At 42.8% G+C, this 15,482-nt stretch carries 15 protein-coding genes and 1 tRNA gene; 9 read left to right on the forward strand and 7 right to left on the reverse strand.

What is annotated here, in order from left to right; translation table 11 throughout:
- Nucleotides 1-34 precede the first annotated feature (34 nt).
- The 7 genes from FAY33_RS16650 (at nucleotide 35) to FAY33_RS16680 (ending at nucleotide 7,215) form a co-directional block, all read left to right on the forward strand.
- Nucleotides 35-1,318: a sensor histidine kinase gene (locus tag FAY33_RS16650; protein WP_143322361.1), complete on the forward strand. Its 1,284-nt coding sequence runs from the start codon at nucleotides 35-37 to the stop codon at nucleotides 1,316-1,318.
- Nucleotides 1,319-1,410: 92 nt separating this feature from the next.
- On the forward strand, nucleotides 1,411-2,367 hold the full coding sequence (locus FAY33_RS16655; protein ID WP_185967670.1) for a type II CAAX endopeptidase family protein: 957 nt from the start codon (nucleotides 1,411-1,413) through the stop codon (nucleotides 2,365-2,367).
- A 74-nt stretch (nucleotides 2,368-2,441) separates the two neighbouring features.
- Entirely contained in the window at nucleotides 2,442-3,098 is a 657-nt protein-coding gene (locus FAY33_RS16660) for a trimeric intracellular cation channel family protein (RefSeq protein WP_143322363.1), read from the forward strand.
- Between the two features lie 13 nt (nucleotides 3,099-3,111).
- Nucleotides 3,112-3,807: a TIGR01906 family membrane protein gene (locus tag FAY33_RS16665; RefSeq protein WP_143322364.1), complete on the forward strand. Its 696-nt coding sequence runs from the start codon at nucleotides 3,112-3,114 to the stop codon at nucleotides 3,805-3,807.
- A gap of 86 nt (nucleotides 3,808-3,893) precedes the next feature.
- The gene (locus tag FAY33_RS16670) at nucleotides 3,894-5,402 is read left to right on the forward strand and encodes a D-alanyl-D-alanine carboxypeptidase family protein (protein WP_143322365.1); all 1,509 of its coding nucleotides are present in this window, start codon (nucleotides 3,894-3,896) and stop codon (nucleotides 5,400-5,402) included.
- A gap of 18 nt (nucleotides 5,403-5,420) precedes the next feature.
- Nucleotides 5,421-6,512 carry an ATP-binding protein gene (locus tag FAY33_RS16675; protein WP_143322366.1) on the forward strand — a complete coding sequence of 364 codons (1,092 nt, stop codon included), beginning with the start codon at nucleotides 5,421-5,423 and terminating at the stop codon, nucleotides 6,510-6,512.
- Complete coding sequence (locus FAY33_RS16680) at nucleotides 6,505-7,215, forward strand: response regulator (protein WP_143322367.1); 711 nt, start codon at nucleotides 6,505-6,507, stop codon at nucleotides 7,213-7,215. Before FAY33_RS16675 ends, FAY33_RS16680 begins: the two co-directional genes overlap by 8 nt.
- On the opposite strand, the gene FAY33_RS16685 is transcribed toward FAY33_RS16680, so the two are convergent.
- The 4 genes from FAY33_RS16685 to FAY33_RS16700 all read right to left on the reverse strand — a co-directional run bounded on the left by FAY33_RS16685 (nucleotide 7,212) and on the right by FAY33_RS16700 (nucleotide 10,420).
- Nucleotides 7,212-8,204: a 3'-5' exonuclease gene (locus FAY33_RS16685; protein WP_143322368.1), complete on the reverse strand. Its 993-nt coding sequence runs from the start codon at nucleotides 8,202-8,204 to the stop codon at nucleotides 7,212-7,214. The genes FAY33_RS16680 and FAY33_RS16685 overlap by 4 nt on opposite strands.
- Before the next feature lie 12 nt (nucleotides 8,205-8,216).
- Complete coding sequence (locus FAY33_RS16690) at nucleotides 8,217-8,429, reverse strand: DUF3006 domain-containing protein (protein ID WP_185967671.1); 213 nt, start codon at nucleotides 8,427-8,429, stop codon at nucleotides 8,217-8,219.
- A gap of 24 nt (nucleotides 8,430-8,453) precedes the next feature.
- Entirely contained in the window at nucleotides 8,454-9,596 is a 1,143-nt protein-coding gene (locus FAY33_RS16695; protein WP_243126812.1) for a DNA internalization-related competence protein ComEC/Rec2, read from the reverse strand.
- A 134-nt stretch (nucleotides 9,597-9,730) separates the two neighbouring features.
- Nucleotides 9,731-10,420, reverse strand: a complete 690-nt coding sequence (locus FAY33_RS16700; RefSeq protein ID WP_143322370.1) for a hypothetical protein — start codon at nucleotides 10,418-10,420, stop codon at nucleotides 9,731-9,733.
- 278 nt (nucleotides 10,421-10,698) lie between these two features.
- On the opposite strand from FAY33_RS16700, the gene FAY33_RS16705 reads away from it, so the two are divergent.
- Both FAY33_RS16705 and FAY33_RS16710 read left to right on the forward strand, forming a co-directional pair.
- Entirely contained in the window at nucleotides 10,699-11,862 is a 1,164-nt protein-coding gene (locus tag FAY33_RS16705; protein WP_143322371.1) for a hypothetical protein, read from the forward strand.
- Between the two features lie 54 nt (nucleotides 11,863-11,916).
- Nucleotides 11,917-12,366 (forward strand): GNAT family N-acetyltransferase, encoded by a 450-nt coding sequence (locus tag FAY33_RS16710; protein ID WP_143322372.1) that lies wholly within the window; start codon nucleotides 11,917-11,919, stop codon nucleotides 12,364-12,366.
- Between the two features lie 487 nt (nucleotides 12,367-12,853).
- Here the strand turns inward: FAY33_RS16710 and FAY33_RS16715 are convergent.
- The 3 genes from FAY33_RS16715 to gdhA form a co-directional block, all read right to left on the reverse strand.
- A tRNA-Arg gene (locus tag FAY33_RS16715) sits at nucleotides 12,854-12,927 on the reverse strand.
- Between the two features lie 84 nt (nucleotides 12,928-13,011).
- A complete protein-coding gene (locus tag FAY33_RS16720) occupies nucleotides 13,012-13,899 on the reverse strand; it encodes a DUF3881 family protein (RefSeq protein ID WP_143322373.1) in 888 nt (295 codons plus the stop codon).
- A 140-nt stretch (nucleotides 13,900-14,039) separates the two neighbouring features.
- On the reverse strand, nucleotides 14,040-15,374 hold the full coding sequence (gene gdhA, locus FAY33_RS16725) for an NADP-specific glutamate dehydrogenase (protein ID WP_143322374.1): 1,335 nt from the start codon (nucleotides 15,372-15,374) through the stop codon (nucleotides 14,040-14,042).
- Nucleotides 15,375-15,482: the final 108 nt, after the last annotated feature.

A 15,482-nucleotide genomic window follows, 5' to 3' on the forward strand; every position in this document is an offset into this window, starting at 1 on the left:
TTAACCGAACATAAAAAACGAAAGGAACACACTTATGGCTAACTTGTATCTTTGGCTGGGAGGGCTTGAAGTTCTTATGGTGATGACCGCCATTGCCCAATCTGTTTTTCTGATTAAAGCTCCCAAAACACGAGAGAGACAGGTACTTTTCTGGGGGAGTTTTCTCCTCTTTCAAACACTGGGCACAATTTCTCCCTATCAGGAGACAGCAAATGCTTTGCTTCCATTTTTGTTTTTAATCATATTTCTACGCCGCAGAATAATCTTTTTCTTTCCCATTACAGGAATCGTCCTTTCACTCCTGTTTATTCCCTTTCTGATCGTATACATGTTTAACGGCTCTATGGATCAGGTACTGGAGATTGACAACACCTTCTGGATTCTCATGGATCTTTTGTTTTGGATTTTGTGGATTCTTTTTATCATAAAAAAGAGACAGTGGAACCGTCTGTATCCGGATTTCTCAGGACCGCAAAAACGCAGTTTCTGGGAAAATACCTTATTATGGGGAACCGGCACCGTATTACTGGTTCTGTTCTTTCTGCTCAGTGCTATTGATGATTTCCATTTCTTCCCTTCTTTAGCCAAAGGGTTTATTCTATGCGGCACTGCGATCTTAGGAATTATGCTGTATGCCATTTTGGCAGTCACGATTCAGGGAAACTTAAAGGCTCACTTTGAACGGGAAGCAGCTCTTAATGAATACTACTTAAATGCTCAGCTAAAACACTTTAAGTCTTTTGAAAAGACGCAAAAGGAAACCAGAAGAATCCGGCACGACATAAAAAACCATACTGGGGTTCTTTATACACTTTTAGAAAAAGAACAGTTTGAAGAAGCCAGACAATATATCAAAGAATTCAATGATGTGGTCAATCACCCTGGAGAACGGTTTCACTTGGGAGATCCTATTATTGATGCCATTATAAACGAAAAAGACTCCTATGCTTCCACACAGGGAATCCGGCTGACGGCAGAGGGAATTCCAGGCTTTCATCACATGGACCCGCTGGATGTCTGCACCATCTTTGCCAATGCCCTTGACAACGCCATTGAAGCTCAAAAAGAGTTAAGGGGACAGGACAAATGGATTCATGTATCCTTTGTGAATCAAAACGCCATGCAGTACATCCGCATAGAAAATCCTGCGAAAGAAGTCCACAAAAACGGCTCTTTCTTTGTTACTACTAAGGATCCCGGGAAGCACGGAATCGGACTGGGCAATATAAAACGGGCAGTTGAGAAATATTATGGACAGATGAATGTGTCTTATCATAATGGTATCTTTACGCTTGAATTGCTTTTCACAACAAAATAGCCACCATTCACAACAAAAAATACCGTTCATACTGTTCTGATGTTATATTGAATCTATTAAAACCGCAGGGAAGCGGTAGAATGGTGGTTCCTATGAATGAAAAAATAAAAATCAAAAAACATACCAATGGTGTTGCAAAAGGAATTTTGATCTATCAATTGATTATGATGGCAGTCAGTATCCTTGTTCCTCTCATAAAAGTCATACAGGTTGCACTTCATTACGCCAAAGATGCGGAACTGGATCAGAAGGTCAATGCCGTACTGGAACAATCTATGAACAGTGGTATGGGTATGATAATCTCTCTTGCACTCGGTCTTCTTCTCTTATTTTTTTACTTTCGGAAACAGGAGTTTTCCAAGAAATTATTCAATAAAAATAAGTCCATGAAGATTTCCTCATTTTGTTTTAACTTTGTCTTATTTATGTCCGCACAAGCGATCTTTATGGTAATCAGTGCAGGAAGCGAATCGATTCTCAACTTGTTTGGATACAGTATTATGGCTGAAATCGAATCGGCAACCGGACAAAGTACAATGCTCTCCATGTTTTTGTATGTCTCCTTTCTTGGCCCTATTGCAGAAGAAGTGATATTCCGCGGTTTTGTCATGAGAGCCTTTGAAGGATTTGGAAAAACTACGGCAATTGTATGTTCCGCTATTTTATTTGGTGCCTTTCACGGAAACCTGATTCAGGGAATATTTGCGGCAGCCGTAGGGTTGGTACTGGGATATGTGGCAATGGAGTATTCCATCTACTGGTCTATTATCGTGCATATTATCAATAATTTCGTCTTTGGTGATCTGTGGTCCTATGCGGTCGGCAGACTGAATGAAACGCTGCAGCAGATTCTCTTTGGTGTTTTTCACGGTTCTTTCTTTCTTGGTGCAGTCATTCTCATTTTTCTGAAACGGAAAGAAATTAAGAATTACTGGGAACAGAACAGAGGGGAAAAGGGTATTTATAAAATAATATTTACTTCTTTCTGGCTTCTTCTCTTTATGACGCTTCAGCTTGGAATCGGGCTAATGGGAATTCATAAAATTTAGGGGGATTGACAAACCCGCCTCCAACTCTTATACTTTGTTTAATTTATAAAAAGGGAATAATCCGGAGGTTATCCATGAAAGCTGAACTTTCCCTGTTTTTTTTCATTGAAGTCATCGGCACCATTGCTTTTGCTTCTTCCGGAGCAATGATTGCCATTAAGAAACAACTGGATTTACTGGGTGTGATTGTCCTGGGGGTCACAACAGCAGTAGGAGGCGGAATGATTCGGGATCTGATCATCGGCAACGTACCTCCTGCGCTGTTTCAGAATCCCATTTATGTATTACTTGCCTTTTTTACGGTTATGATTTTATTTGTAATCGTCCGGCTGAACCAGCAGATCATTGCCAGCCGTTCCATGGCAACCTATGAAAAGGTCATGAACATCTTTGATGCCATAGGACTTGGTGCTTTTACCGTGGTTGGCATTGATACTGCCATCTTTTCCGGATATGGGCAGTACCACTTTCTCACGATATTCCTGGGTGTCATTACGGGAGTGGGAGGTGGAATTTTAAGAGACATTATGGCAGGTCAGACTCCTTATGTTCTCCGTAAGCATATTTACGCTTCTGCTTCTATCACAGGCGCCATTCTCTATGCCGTCCTGTTAGAACACATTAATGGCAATGCCGCCATGCTGGCTGGTGCCTGTTCCGTAGTTTTGATTCGCCTTCTGGCAACTCATTACCGCTGGAATCTGCCCACTGCAACGAAAAACAAATCATGAAAGGGGAATAATCATGAACCGGCTGCTGCAATACACCATCGGAATTGTTTTTTCAATCTGTTTTATGATTGTTCTATTATTTACCTCTGTAGAAGCTGCTGTTTACTGGGTTCCAGGATATTTTGAAGCGGAATACAGCAAATACCAGGTTACCGATGCAGTCTCCATGACCATGGACGATCTGCTTGAGGTCACAGATGAAATGATGTTATATTTAAAAGGAAAAAGAGCGGATCTCCATGTCACCACCACCATGGGCGGCTTGGAACGGGAGTTTTTTAATGCAAGGGAAATTGCTCACATGGAAGATGTGAGAGGGCTGTTTTTAGGAGGTATTGCCATGAGAAAAGGCTGCCTTTTAATAATGGCTTTTTGTGTTATTCTGCTCTATTTATTAAAAACCAGTTTTAAGAAAACCTTTCCACGTGCAGTATGCGCCGGAAGCGGACTCTTCTTTCTCCTTACAGCTATTGTTTCATTTATTATCTCAACTGATTTTAACAGATATTTTATTCTTTTCCATGAAATGTTCTTTAAAAATGATTTATGGATGCTGGATCCCTCTACCGATATGCTCATTAACATTGTCCCGGAAGGATTCTTTTCCGACACAGTCTTCCTAATTGCGTCTTTTTTCTTCCTTTCTGTCCTGATTCTCATCTCTATCTGCCTGTTTGTGACACATAAATACGGGAAAAATGCCGATTAATCTTTACTTGTTACCCTAAATACCCTATACTGTAGACTGGAGAATTGTTTGAAACTGAATTTGAACTTATGGAGAGATTATCCAATATGACTCAATTTACAAAAAGGTTATCTACGTTTTCCCTATGTATGCTTCTATTTCTATCCTCCTTTGCAGGGACAGCCCAGGCGGCGGCACAATGGCCTTCTGATCTGTCTGTGAATGCACAGGGGGCTATTGTTATGGATGCAGACACAGGAACCGTTCTTTGGGGACAGAACATTCACAGCCAGTATTTCCCTGCCAGTATTACAAAGGTTATGACAGCCCTTGTGGTAATTGAAAACTGCAAACTGGACGAGACCGTAACATTTTCCCGCAATGCAGTGTTTAATGTGGAATCCGGAAGCAGCAATGCCGGAATCAACGAAGGGGACAAACTGTCTGTAAAAGACTGTCTCTACGCTTTGCTTTTAAAATCTGCCAATGAATCTGCCAATGCACTTGCCGAACATGTTGCCGGCAGTACAGAAGCATTTGCGGATATGATGAATGCAAAAGCAAAGGAACTGGGGTGCACCAACACACATTTTGCCAATCCAAGCGGTCTGAATAATCCGGATCATTATACGTCTCCTTATGATATGGCATTAATTACAAAAGCGGCGTTTGACAATCCGGTTTTTGAAGAGATTGACTCCACCACTTATTATAAGCTCCCCCCTAATTCCATCAACAAAGAGGGACTCGCTATCTCTCCGGGACACCGGATGATGAGAAAATCAAGCCCCTATTACTACCCCGGTATTGTGGGCGGTAAGACAGGCTATACCACACTGGCAGGCAACACATTAGTTACATGTGCAGAAAAAAACGGAATGAAACTGATTACCGTAATTTTAAAAGGGTCTACCCCTCTTTACTGGTCAGATACCAAACGCCTTTTGGACTTTGGTTTTGATCATTTTGTCTCTTTAAAAGCTGCAGATTATGAAAATACTTATAGTTCCATTACCAGCGACTTAAGTTTCAGCGGACTTGCAATTAAAAGGCCGGAAGCACTGGTGCTTGATCCCAACAGCCGCATTATCCTTCCAAAAACCGCAGATTTTTCTGATGCAAAGGCGGAGTTAAGCTATGACATTTCTCCTGGTGACCCGGAGGGTGCGATTGCCAAAATAAACTACCGCTACAATGACCGGGTGGTTGGAAGCACATTTCTGGAGATTAATAAAGACTTGTTAAAGGTCCCGGAGAAGAAAGAACTTCCTGCAGAAGACGCAGAAAAAACATTACCCAAATCCAGGCAGGCTGCTGCCAGTGTTTCTGAAGAATACCGCCAGAAAGCCCTAAGGCCGTTTCAGATTCCCCTTGCAGCATGGCTGGTCCTTGGAGGAGTCGGAATATTGGTCCTGACTGGTGCAATTGTGTCTTTTTTTCTATACAAAAGACGCAAAGACAGGGAAGATTCCATAATTCGAAGAGAACAACGTATGAAACGACTTAAGGATTCCGGGGTTTCAGTCGATGAATTCAACAGTATCTTAGAACAAAGACGCAGTTCGTTTACGTCAAAACGGAAAGGCCGGCGGGGTGGCTGGCTAAAATTCCGTTAAATCTATCAGGGGGAGGACATGAAGAATTTTAAGTTACCGACGAAAAAAGAACTGGCATGTAATATGATAACGACATTTGTCTTTCTGATGTCAGCTACCATTATCTCTTACATGATTGTGCTGTTCGGCGGTTTTACCAATAACGTGGGAATGGTTTATATCATGGCAGTGGTTTTAATCTCCCGCTTTTCCAATGGCTATATTCCGGGGTTAGTTGCATCATTTATCAGTATTATCTGTGTCAACTATATCTTTACTTACCCCTACATGGAATTTAAGCTTACCGGAATCGGGTATTCCATTACCTTTATTACACTGCTTGTTATTTCAACCATTACAAGTGCTACCACCACTCATTTAAAACAGCAGAACCGTATTTTAAGCGAACGGGAAAAGCTTCTCATGGAAGCAGAGAAAGAAACCATGAGAGCCAACCTTTTAAGGGCTATTTCCCATGACCTTAGAACCCCTCTTACGGGAATTATCGGTGCCAGCAGTGCTTATCTTGATAATGAAACCAGCATGTCGGAAGATGAAAAAACCAGTCTGGTATCCAACATCAAAGAGGATGCCAACTGGCTGCTGAACATGGTGGAGAATCTCCTTAGTGTTACAAGAATACGGGATACAGGTGCACATGTAACAAAGCAGATGGAGCCGCTTGAGGAAGTGGTCAGCGAAGCTCTCCAGCGCTTTAAGAAGAGACTTCCCAATGCCACAGTCCATGTAAAGGTTCCTGACGAGATGATTATGGTTCCCATGGATGCTACCTTAATCGAGCAGGTGATTATCAACCTTCTTGAAAATGCAGTGTATCACTCCAATTCCACAGAGCCAATCTGTCTGTCCATCTCTGTTCATGATGGATATGCCTGGTTTGATGTGAGTGATCAGGGAATCGGGCTTCCATCGGAGAGACTATCCACTTTATTTGACGGTTATACTTCATTGCCTAACAACAGCTATGATTCCCATAAGGGGATGGGAATTGGCCTTTCAATCTGTAAGACCATCATCGCTGCTCATAACGGAAGAATTACCGCTTCCAACAAAGAGCATGGAGCTGTTTTTACGTTTACATTACCATTAGGGGAGGATATTTATGAGTAAGTTTACAATCGTGATGATTGAGGATGAAAAGAATATTTGTAATTTCATAGAAAGCGCATTGGAGAGGCAGGATTATAAAGTCAACACCGCCTGCAACGGCAGAGACGGTCTTGCACTGATTAACACCCTGTGCCCGGATGTGATCCTACTGGATTTGGGGCTGCCAGACCTTGATGGAATTGATATCATAAAGAGTGTCAGAAGCTGGACAACGATTCCCATTATCGTCATATCAGCAAGAACCCAGGAGCAGGAAAAGGTGGCTGCCCTGGACTATGGTGCAGATGATTATATTACCAAGCCATTTGGCACCAGTGAGCTTTTAGCCAGAATCCGTACTGCACTGCGCCATGGTAAGCCTACGGTAAAAGCGGTTGATGGATACGTGATACAGACTCCCTACCGCAGTGAAGGGCTGGTTATTGACTTTGCCAGACGTCTTGTAACTCTTCACGACCATAAGATTCACCTGACTCAGATTGAATATAAGCTGGTATCTCTTTTAGCCGAAAACTCCGGAAAGGTTCTGACTTACGACTACATCATCAGCCATATATGGGGACCGTATGCGGACAATAACAACCAGATCCTCCGGGTTAATATGGCACATATCCGCCGTAAGATTGAAGTCAATCCGGCAGAGCCCAGATACATATTCACCGAGATCGGTGTGGGATACCGTATGAAGGAAAGTGAAATTTAAGAAAGGGGCTGTGCCCCCTTCTTCTTATTCTGTTTTCGGACTTTCGTTTTTTCTACACGCTTTTTTCTTGATTCTTCTTTCTTCTCATATATTTCATCAATCTCATCTTCACCAATCAGTTTCATGGTCTTCACCACATAAACCTGGCCATCATCATTACGCCGCATCCGAATCTTGCCTTTTACGTTTCCATGTACCGGACAGCAGCCAAGGGCCGTGTAAAACTTCTGGTTCACAGAAAACCACCGGATCTTTTTCCGCAGCATACGGTGGCATTTGCAGCAGATTAAATCCGTTACCACTTTATCTGCAATCGCATCCTGTTTGGTCTCAAATGGTTTTGATATATATTTGGCATATTCCGGAAACACCAGATATACCTCTTCTTCCCGATTCTGAGGCAGTCTGTAATAATCCGTGGACCAATACTCCCTCACCTTTTCAAACTCCATTCTGCTCATGATCCGCCCGGTATAATGAGCATCATCAAGAGCACGGTGAAACGGACGCTCCTCCATAATTCCCATATCTAAGACAGCAATGTCAAGGGACACCCGGTCTTTCCCGTTCCCATAAAGCAGGCTGAATAATTTTTGTATGTCATAATAAAGAAGAGGTTTTGAAAATGGATTCTCAATTCCATAGTAAGAGACATTCCGCTGCAGCTCTGTAAGATCCATGGACCCCCAGGTACAGTAACAGGCGTCTTGTCCGCACCATTCCATAAATTCCTGAAACGCACGTTTAAAATCCATTCCTTCTTTCATAAGAATCTTTTGATCCATATGGGTCACTTCCAGAATCTTCTCATGAAGTTCTTTATAAACTTCCGGTTTGATCAGCCGCCTGAACTCTGATACTTCTGAAAACGTTTCATCAAGCTTTACCGCACCTATCTCTATAATCTCAAAGGGAAAATGCTCAATGGTATCTTCTTTTCCTCCTGCACTCTGGTTCCATTCCAGGTCCAGTACAATATAATTCTTCATCAATTAAACCCTTTATTCTATCAGTCTTCTTAGCTTCGCGGCCATGGCCTCTTGGCGTTCCCTGGTTCCATCTGCATCAATGCTCCAGCCATTGTCCTTCCGGAGAATCAAATCCCCTTCCCTGGCGTCTTTTGGAAGCTCTGCAGCACTTATCTTTACGCTGTCTCCGTTCTCGTCCTCACAGACAGCGATTCCTCCGCTTATCCGGTCTATGGTATATCTCATAACGTCTCCTTCCATGCCTTTGTCTTATGGCTTACAGATTTTACAGGCATCATACCCATCTTCAACCAGTTTCTCCCTGCTGCCGTTAAATGTACTGCGGTTCTCTGCCTTTATGGAGCTCACAGAACTGCATGAGGGACGATGGAACTTGTGGGTCTTTGTATTAATCACATACTCCTGTTCCTGAGTAACACGCTCTCCCTCTTTCCCTTCACTGCCAGTCTCAGGTACCGTCTCAGATGGTACTTCTTCTGAGGATTCTGCTCCGCCCTTTATTCCTGGAAATGTAATCTCTGTTCCATCACTAACTGCCACAATGGTTCCAAGCTGATCGGTTCGAAAGACCTGTATGTTCTTTTCTTTCATCAATTCCAGAACTTCCTTATGGGGATGTCCGTAATCGTTATTCTTCCCGGAGGAAACAATGGCATACTTCGGGTTAACCCGTTGGATAAACTCTCTGGAGGAGGAAGTGCTGCTTCCATGATGGGATAGCTTCAGCACATCAGCCTTTAGAGAAAGCCCATTGGCTAACATGTCGCTTTCAGCCTTCTTCTCCGCATCTCCGCACAGGACAAAGCTGTTTTTTCCGTAATCAAGACGAATTCCTACAGACCAGTTATTCAGTTCATTGCCGTATTTCCCGTTCGGTGCTATGATCTGAAAGGCTGCCTCTCCCAACTCATAGCTGGTTCCTGGCTCTGGAAGGGTAATCTTAAGCCCCTTCTCTTCAATGGCATCCAAAAGACGTTCATACTGCTTCGTGGTATGGGCTTTCTCCGGCATGATAACTTTTTTTACGTCAAATGCCTTTATAACCGTTTCAAGCCCTCCAATGTGATCGGAGTGGGGATGGGTTCCAATGACATAATCAAGCTTCCCTACCCCCTGTTTTTTCAAGTAAGACACAACTCCCTGTCCCTGATCCCGTTCCCCGGCATCAATCAGCATAAAATGTCCGTCCTTCTCAATCAGGGTACTGTCTCCCTGCCCTACATCAATGAAGTGTACCTTTAAATCTGAACCGACTGCTGCCTTAGAATGCTCCACTGAGCCTGGTCCCGTTGCTGATGGTAATCCTGCGCATCCAGTCAAAACCAGAGCCATAATCAAAACCATGGTCAAAGCCATGCGTTTGTAAAATCTTACTGCCATCGTTTCTCTCATTCCGATTTGCTCCTTCGTGCTATTATATGATAGAATCTCTCATCCTACAAGTATTTTTCTGGTGAACACCAGTTCTTCCATTCTTAAAAATACAGGCTGCAAACAGATGCAGCCCCATTTTATCCGTCAATTGCTTATGAAATCTTTGCACCATCGCTGCCAACCACAGACCCGTTTGGTGCAGTCGTACCTGCCAGCATATGTCCGTCCTCCGGATCACAGTAATACTGTTTTCCGTTCCAGTCTACCCAGCCGGTCGCCATATAACCACTTTCTTCAAAAAAGTACCATTTCTCACCGATGCTTTCCCACCGGTTTGCGGCATAACCTCCGTTCCGGTACGCATACCACCAGCCAGTCTCATTTTTCATCCAGACGCCTGGTGCTTCTTTTCCGGTAGACGTCTGAGCGGACGCCCCTGACTCACCTAACTTGGGAAACTCAACCGTTACGGTCAAAGTCCTGCTTAAATCTGCCCTTCTCTGCTTTATGTAAGTGGCGCCTTTCACCAGAATGCCACTTTCATTGGTTGCGAAATAATATCCATCTTCTGCATAAAGCTTCACTTCCAGTCTGGGAACATCTCCCTCACTCCACTGAAACCCGTCATTTATAAACACACAGTCTCCCAGATAAACCCTGCTGTTGTCCACCGTAACTTCTGCCTGTTGTCCTGCAATGGATTCTCCGGGATTAATCTGGGCTGTGACATTCATCTTCACTTCCATGATCTTTTTCCTGGAAGCTGCCATTGCCGGAGCAGAAAACAGACCCGCCGCCAACATTCCGGCAAGAACTGCTGCAACTACCTTTTTACCAGTCATATAACCTATCCGCCTTTCCTTTATAACTCAATTACCAGCCAATTCCAACTGTATTTTTCTATTATAACTCATTTCATGGTATTTGAACATGGATATTCCGCCATTCCTCCATAAGAAACAAAATCTCCTGATTGTTTTATTTTTCACTAGGAATCCAATCTTTAATATGCTATCATAAATTCAGGGTGTACCTATTTGGAATAAATGTGCACTCACACAAACAGAAGATAAATTTTACAATGCTTTGAATGTTGTAAGACAAGGAGGAATCACACCTGATGGCCGCGAAGATGATTTTCTATCATGGTTCTGCTGGTTCCAAACCGGATTTTGCTGAAGACCAGAAAAAGTTTGAGCACTTTATCTGCCGTATACCGGATCAGGACACGGAATCCGTTTTTATACTCCCCGAGAACAAGGCTCTCTCAAAACCTTATTACTGGACCGGCATGGCACAGATCAGTAAGCTGGAATCCATTGGTGCCGTGGGACTTCAGACTGATCTCAGTGTTTCCATTGGAAAAGGACTAAAGCTCTTTGATATGGAAGGCGGGCAAAAGGAGAAACTTCGGCTTTGTGCCATTTTTCAACCGGAACATCTCACTTTAAGTAAATTTTTAAGTCAGTGCCAGAAACTAATAAAGGAAAATATCTCTTTCTCTGTATGTGTCTACGGACTGCCTGAGAATCTGAATCTTATAAAGGAACTCCGCACCTGCCTTCCCGCTGATATCTATCTATGGATTGCCCCTGCAGACCGTGGTCTGCCTTACGCTCCAGATGATCAGGCTGAATTTGAAACCATTGACCCTTTCTTCTTGAAAGAAGCTGATGAATATTTTGGACGTTTTCCTTTATTCCGTATCCCATGGAAACCCAAAGCGTTCTTTTTTTATGGAGACAATGTTCCTTACAAAGAACTTAAGGGGGAGACTTCTGTTCTTTTATCTGCCTTAAAAAGGAACAGGGAGACTGCCCCTCTTTTTATCATAACCTCCCTTTCGCACCAGGAAGCCAGCAGGCATTTTCACAACATACTTCCATTGTGCACAGGAGGGATTTTTTCCGGCGGTGCACATATTTTTCTCAACAGAAGAAGAAGACAGCCGTTTAAAGAAGAATATCGTTTTACGGATTCTTCCCTGACTCCTGTTCTGGAACATATGGAGGCAAAATACGGATGCCGTCTAAGAATTTCTGAAGAAAAAGCTATGGTTTATAAATTCACTTTGGAAAAGCCCTCCAGCCGGTTGTGGAGAGAAGAAGAACTGAATGAGTTAAAGAGACAGATTCCACCGGAGCATTATAATTGTATTATGGAAGGAAGCTGCCTCCATATTGTTTCTTCCAAGGCAGACATTACAAATGGAATACGAACCATCAGCAGATGGCTTTCTGTTCCAGAGGAATCCTGCGTAATTCTGGATGAATTTTTTAATTAGAACAAATCTTTTGATGTATGAAAATGATTATAAAACATTAGCAAAGGTGAGAAAATGACCGTTAAAGAAATTGAAGAGCGTTCTAATGACATAATAAAGTGCCTGCTTCATATTTGGGAGCATTCAGTACGAGCAACGCATTCATTCCTTTCAGAGGAAGACATTCAGAAAATTTCTAAATGCATTCCAAACGCATTGCTGCAAGTTCCTCATTTAATTGTTATCCAAAACACAGACTATGACGTTGTTGGATTCATGGGAATCGCAGACACAAAATTAGAAATGTTGTTTATAGTCCCAGAGGAAAGAGGCAGGGGAGTTGGAAAGCATTTAGTAGAGTATGCTATAGAAAAACATTCTGTCAATGAGGTTTGTGTAAATGAACAAAATCCGCAAGCAGTTGGATTTTATCAGCATATGGGGTTCTCCGTATCCAAACGCACAGAATATGATGAGCAAGGCAATTCATTCCCTTTGCTATTCATGAATAGAGCAGTAACCTGATTTTACAATTTTTAAACCAATATTCCCTTATTATTTTGTGGGAGCCTGGGCATGTCTGAAAACTGCTTGTTTCAAGAAGCTCGCTATACTTCGTGGGAGGTTTGTTCCAGATGAAGACGCGTAGCAGGCTACGAAAACTGAGTTTGGAGCAAATATACTGCTAAGTGGAACGCGTAGATTGAATCAATGAGTTTTCAGAACTTGTTTTTTCTCCATAATTGAGTTGAATTCATCGGTAGAAATGCCAGAATCCTCAAGCCGCTTTCTGCATCGCTCTCTTCGGAGTAAAACCAGCCATGCAATGAAAGGAATCTCAAAAGGATGTAACACTTCTCCTCATAAGTATATTTTTGTAGTGGCTTTTTCAATCGTATTGGGTCTTTGTGCCACAATTATTATTGTTCTCCCCTGTATAGCAGGGGTGTGTTTTTTGACACAAAAAATGCCGCCCCCTTTGCAAACCAAGGAGTTCGGCATTCTTTTTTAACGTTCCCGAGGTGATTTGAACACCCGGCCTACCGCTTAGGAGGCGGTCGCTCTATCCAGCTGAGCTACGGAAACATTGCTGTGTTACAATAATTGTTGTAACACAGTGCAATCATTATTATATTCATTATTATGCCTTTCGTCAAGACATAACTTCCATTATTCTGCTTTCTCTTTAAAATTCACAGTTCCCTGCATCCAGATCTCTCCCTTAAATCTGCGTCCAACCTCCGGGACTCCCGTCAGATCCTTTTTTGCAATGGCTACATGAAAGATTAAGTCACTGCACTCTAACGTAAAATCATAAACTTCTTCATCGGTGATCTGGTTCTTCTTCTCATCAATCTTTAAAATCTCGCCAATGATGGAATACTGGTCACACTCCACACCACAGGGCATGAAGCAGGAATCAATAATGGAATACAGGTCTTCCTTCATGGCTCTTCTGGAGGCCTGAGAATATAAATCAATGTCTTCAATGGTCAAAGTCTCCATGGCATCTTCATCACCGTTCTTTGCCGCTTCCAAAAGGGTGTTACGGTCTTTGGCGGCAACTCTGGCATTCTCTCTCTGCTTATCGGATTTCTGTATAGGAAGAAGAATCTTCCCTTCCACAGAAAGCCCTGACAGGCATGCATCCCTTGTATCCATAGAATGATGATCTATGAAACGCTCTCTGCATTCAAAGGAATTGTCTATATAAAAGATCAGGGAAATCCCAACCTTATATTCATCTAAAAGACCTGCATAAGTCTCCCGTTCGGTATGACGCTGAATGGTACAGGGAACATCTGATGTCACGTCAATGGTGTTCAAATAAGGATAATAATAGCTTCTCTGGAACTTTCCTTCCAGGTCCATCTCTCCAAAGATGGCAACCCCCATTCCTGGTGCTACCTCCTTGCGAAGTTCACAAAGATTGGATTCTTCATCAATCTGAATCCGTTTTAAACCGGATAAGTCCTCACAGAACTGATCCAACAGTTTCTCTATGTCCCTGTCCTTCTGGTATAAACTAAAACCAATGGTTCTCAGGAATTTGTGCATAGAATCATCACCTGCTTTCTGTTTTCTAAGATGAATTTCAGGAAAACAATAAGGCGAAGAACACTCCGCCTCAAGTCTTATCGCTTATTATATAACAAAACCACTGACAATACCAGTAAAATTTTTGTGAAACGCCTGTATTATACGATTCCCTGGGCAATCATGGCATCCACAACTTTTTCAAAACCTGCGATATTGGCACCAGCCACATAGTTTCCGGCTACGCCGTAACGCTCTGCTGCGTCTGCTGCCTTTTTATAGATGTTAACCATAATTCCGTGAAGTTTTTCATCTACTTCTTCAAAGGTCCAGGAAAGTCTCTGGCTGTTCTGGGACATCTCCAGTGCGGAAGTTGCCACGCCGCCTGCATTTGCTGCTTTTCCTGGCATAAAGATCATATCATTGGCAAGGAAGAAATCAGTAGCTTCTCTGGTGGAAGGCATATTGGCACCTTCTGCAACTGCAAAACAGCCATGTTCCTTTAATGCCTTTGCATCCTCTAAGTTTAATTCATTCTGGGTTGCACAAGGAAGTGCAATGTCACAAGGAGTGGTCCAGATTCCCTTTCCTTCTGTATAAACAGCAGACTTCACGATATCCACATACTCCTTGATACGTCCTCTGCGTACTTCCTTAATCTCTTTTACCACATCAAGCTGAATGCCTGCCTGATCATAGATATAGCCGCTGGAATCGCTTAATGCAATTACATTAGCTCCAAACTGTATGGCCTTCTCTGCTGCATAGATGGCAACGTTTCCGGAGCCGGAGATTACGATGTTCTTTCCGCTTAATTCTTTGCCGTTGTGTTTGAGCATCTCATCAAGAATATAAACAAGACCATAACCGGTAGCCTGAGTACGAACCAGAGATCCGCCAAAATTCAGTCCCTTTCCGGTGAGTACCCCTTCATATAAACCAGTCAGTCTCTTATACTGTCCGTATAAAAATCCGATCTCTCTGGCTCCTACGCCGATATCTCCGGCAGGAACATCCTGGTCTGCACCAATGTATTTGGATAGTTCGGTCATAAAACTCTGGCAGAATGCCATTACTTCACGGTCTGATTTTCCTTTTGGATCAAAGTTGGAACCACCTTTTCCGCCGCCGATTGGAAGCCCGGTTAAGGAGTTTTTAAATACCTGTTCAAAACCAAGGAATTTCAAAATGCCCTGATTTACGGATGGATGAAGGCGAAGACCTCCTTTATAAGGTCCGATCGCACTGTTAAACTGTACACGGTATCCCTTATTCACCTGAACATTACCCTGATCATCAACCCAGGGTACACGGAAGGAGATAATTCTCTCTGGCTCCACAAGGCGCTCCAAAAGACCAAGCTTACGGTATTTCGCCTCATTTGCTTCAATCACCAGCTTCAGGGAATCAAGTACTTCTTTCACCGCCTGATGGAATTCTGTTTCTCCCGGGTTCTGTTTTACGACTCTGTCATAAACCTCATCCACGTATGACATAATTTTCTTTCCTCCTTGGATTATAATATGCTCAAACAGCTTTATTAAATTAAGTTTTTAAAAAATGGCAAAAAGGGACCAGAACTTATGAAGTTCCGGCCCCTTTGC

It is taken from the genome of Clostridium sp. HBUAS56010 (genome assembly GCF_007115105.1).
In the GTDB taxonomy this organism is placed as follows: domain Bacteria; phylum Bacillota; class Clostridia; order Lachnospirales; family Lachnospiraceae; genus Lacrimispora.

Coding starts and splice junctions, on each gene's coding strand:
- gdhA (WP_143322374.1), bottom strand. CDS start 15,374: ATGTCATACGTGGATGAGGTTTATGACAGAGTCGTAAAACAGAACCCG.
- FAY33_RS16680 (WP_143322367.1), top strand. CDS start 6,505: ATGAGTAAGTTTACAATCGTGATGATTGAGGATGAAAAGAATATTTGT.
- FAY33_RS16705 (WP_143322371.1), top strand. CDS start 10,699: ATGGCCGCGAAGATGATTTTCTATCATGGTTCTGCTGGTTCCAAACCG.
- FAY33_RS16660 (WP_143322363.1), top strand. CDS start 2,442: ATGAAAGCTGAACTTTCCCTGTTTTTTTTCATTGAAGTCATCGGCACC.
- FAY33_RS16690 (WP_185967671.1), bottom strand. CDS start 8,429: ATGAGATATACCATAGACCGGATAAGCGGAGGAATCGCTGTCTGTGAG.
- FAY33_RS16685 (WP_143322368.1), bottom strand. CDS start 8,204: ATGAAGAATTATATTGTACTGGACCTGGAATGGAACCAGAGTGCAGGA.
- FAY33_RS16695 (WP_243126812.1), bottom strand. CDS start 9,596: ATGAGAGAAACGATGGCAGTAAGATTTTACAAACGCATGGCTTTGACC.
- FAY33_RS16700 (WP_143322370.1), bottom strand. CDS start 10,420: ATGACTGGTAAAAAGGTAGTTGCAGCAGTTCTTGCCGGAATGTTGGCG.
- FAY33_RS16655 (WP_185967670.1), top strand. CDS start 1,411: ATGAATGAAAAAATAAAAATCAAAAAACATACCAATGGTGTTGCAAAA.
- FAY33_RS16720 (WP_143322373.1), bottom strand. CDS start 13,899: ATGCACAAATTCCTGAGAACCATTGGTTTTAGTTTATACCAGAAGGAC.
- FAY33_RS16665 (WP_143322364.1), top strand. CDS start 3,112: ATGAACCGGCTGCTGCAATACACCATCGGAATTGTTTTTTCAATCTGT.
- FAY33_RS16710 (WP_143322372.1), top strand. CDS start 11,917: ATGACCGTTAAAGAAATTGAAGAGCGTTCTAATGACATAATAAAGTGC.
- FAY33_RS16670 (WP_143322365.1), top strand. CDS start 3,894: ATGACTCAATTTACAAAAAGGTTATCTACGTTTTCCCTATGTATGCTT.
- FAY33_RS16650 (WP_143322361.1), top strand. CDS start 35: ATGGCTAACTTGTATCTTTGGCTGGGAGGGCTTGAAGTTCTTATGGTG.
- FAY33_RS16675 (WP_143322366.1), top strand. CDS start 5,421: ATGAAGAATTTTAAGTTACCGACGAAAAAAGAACTGGCATGTAATATG.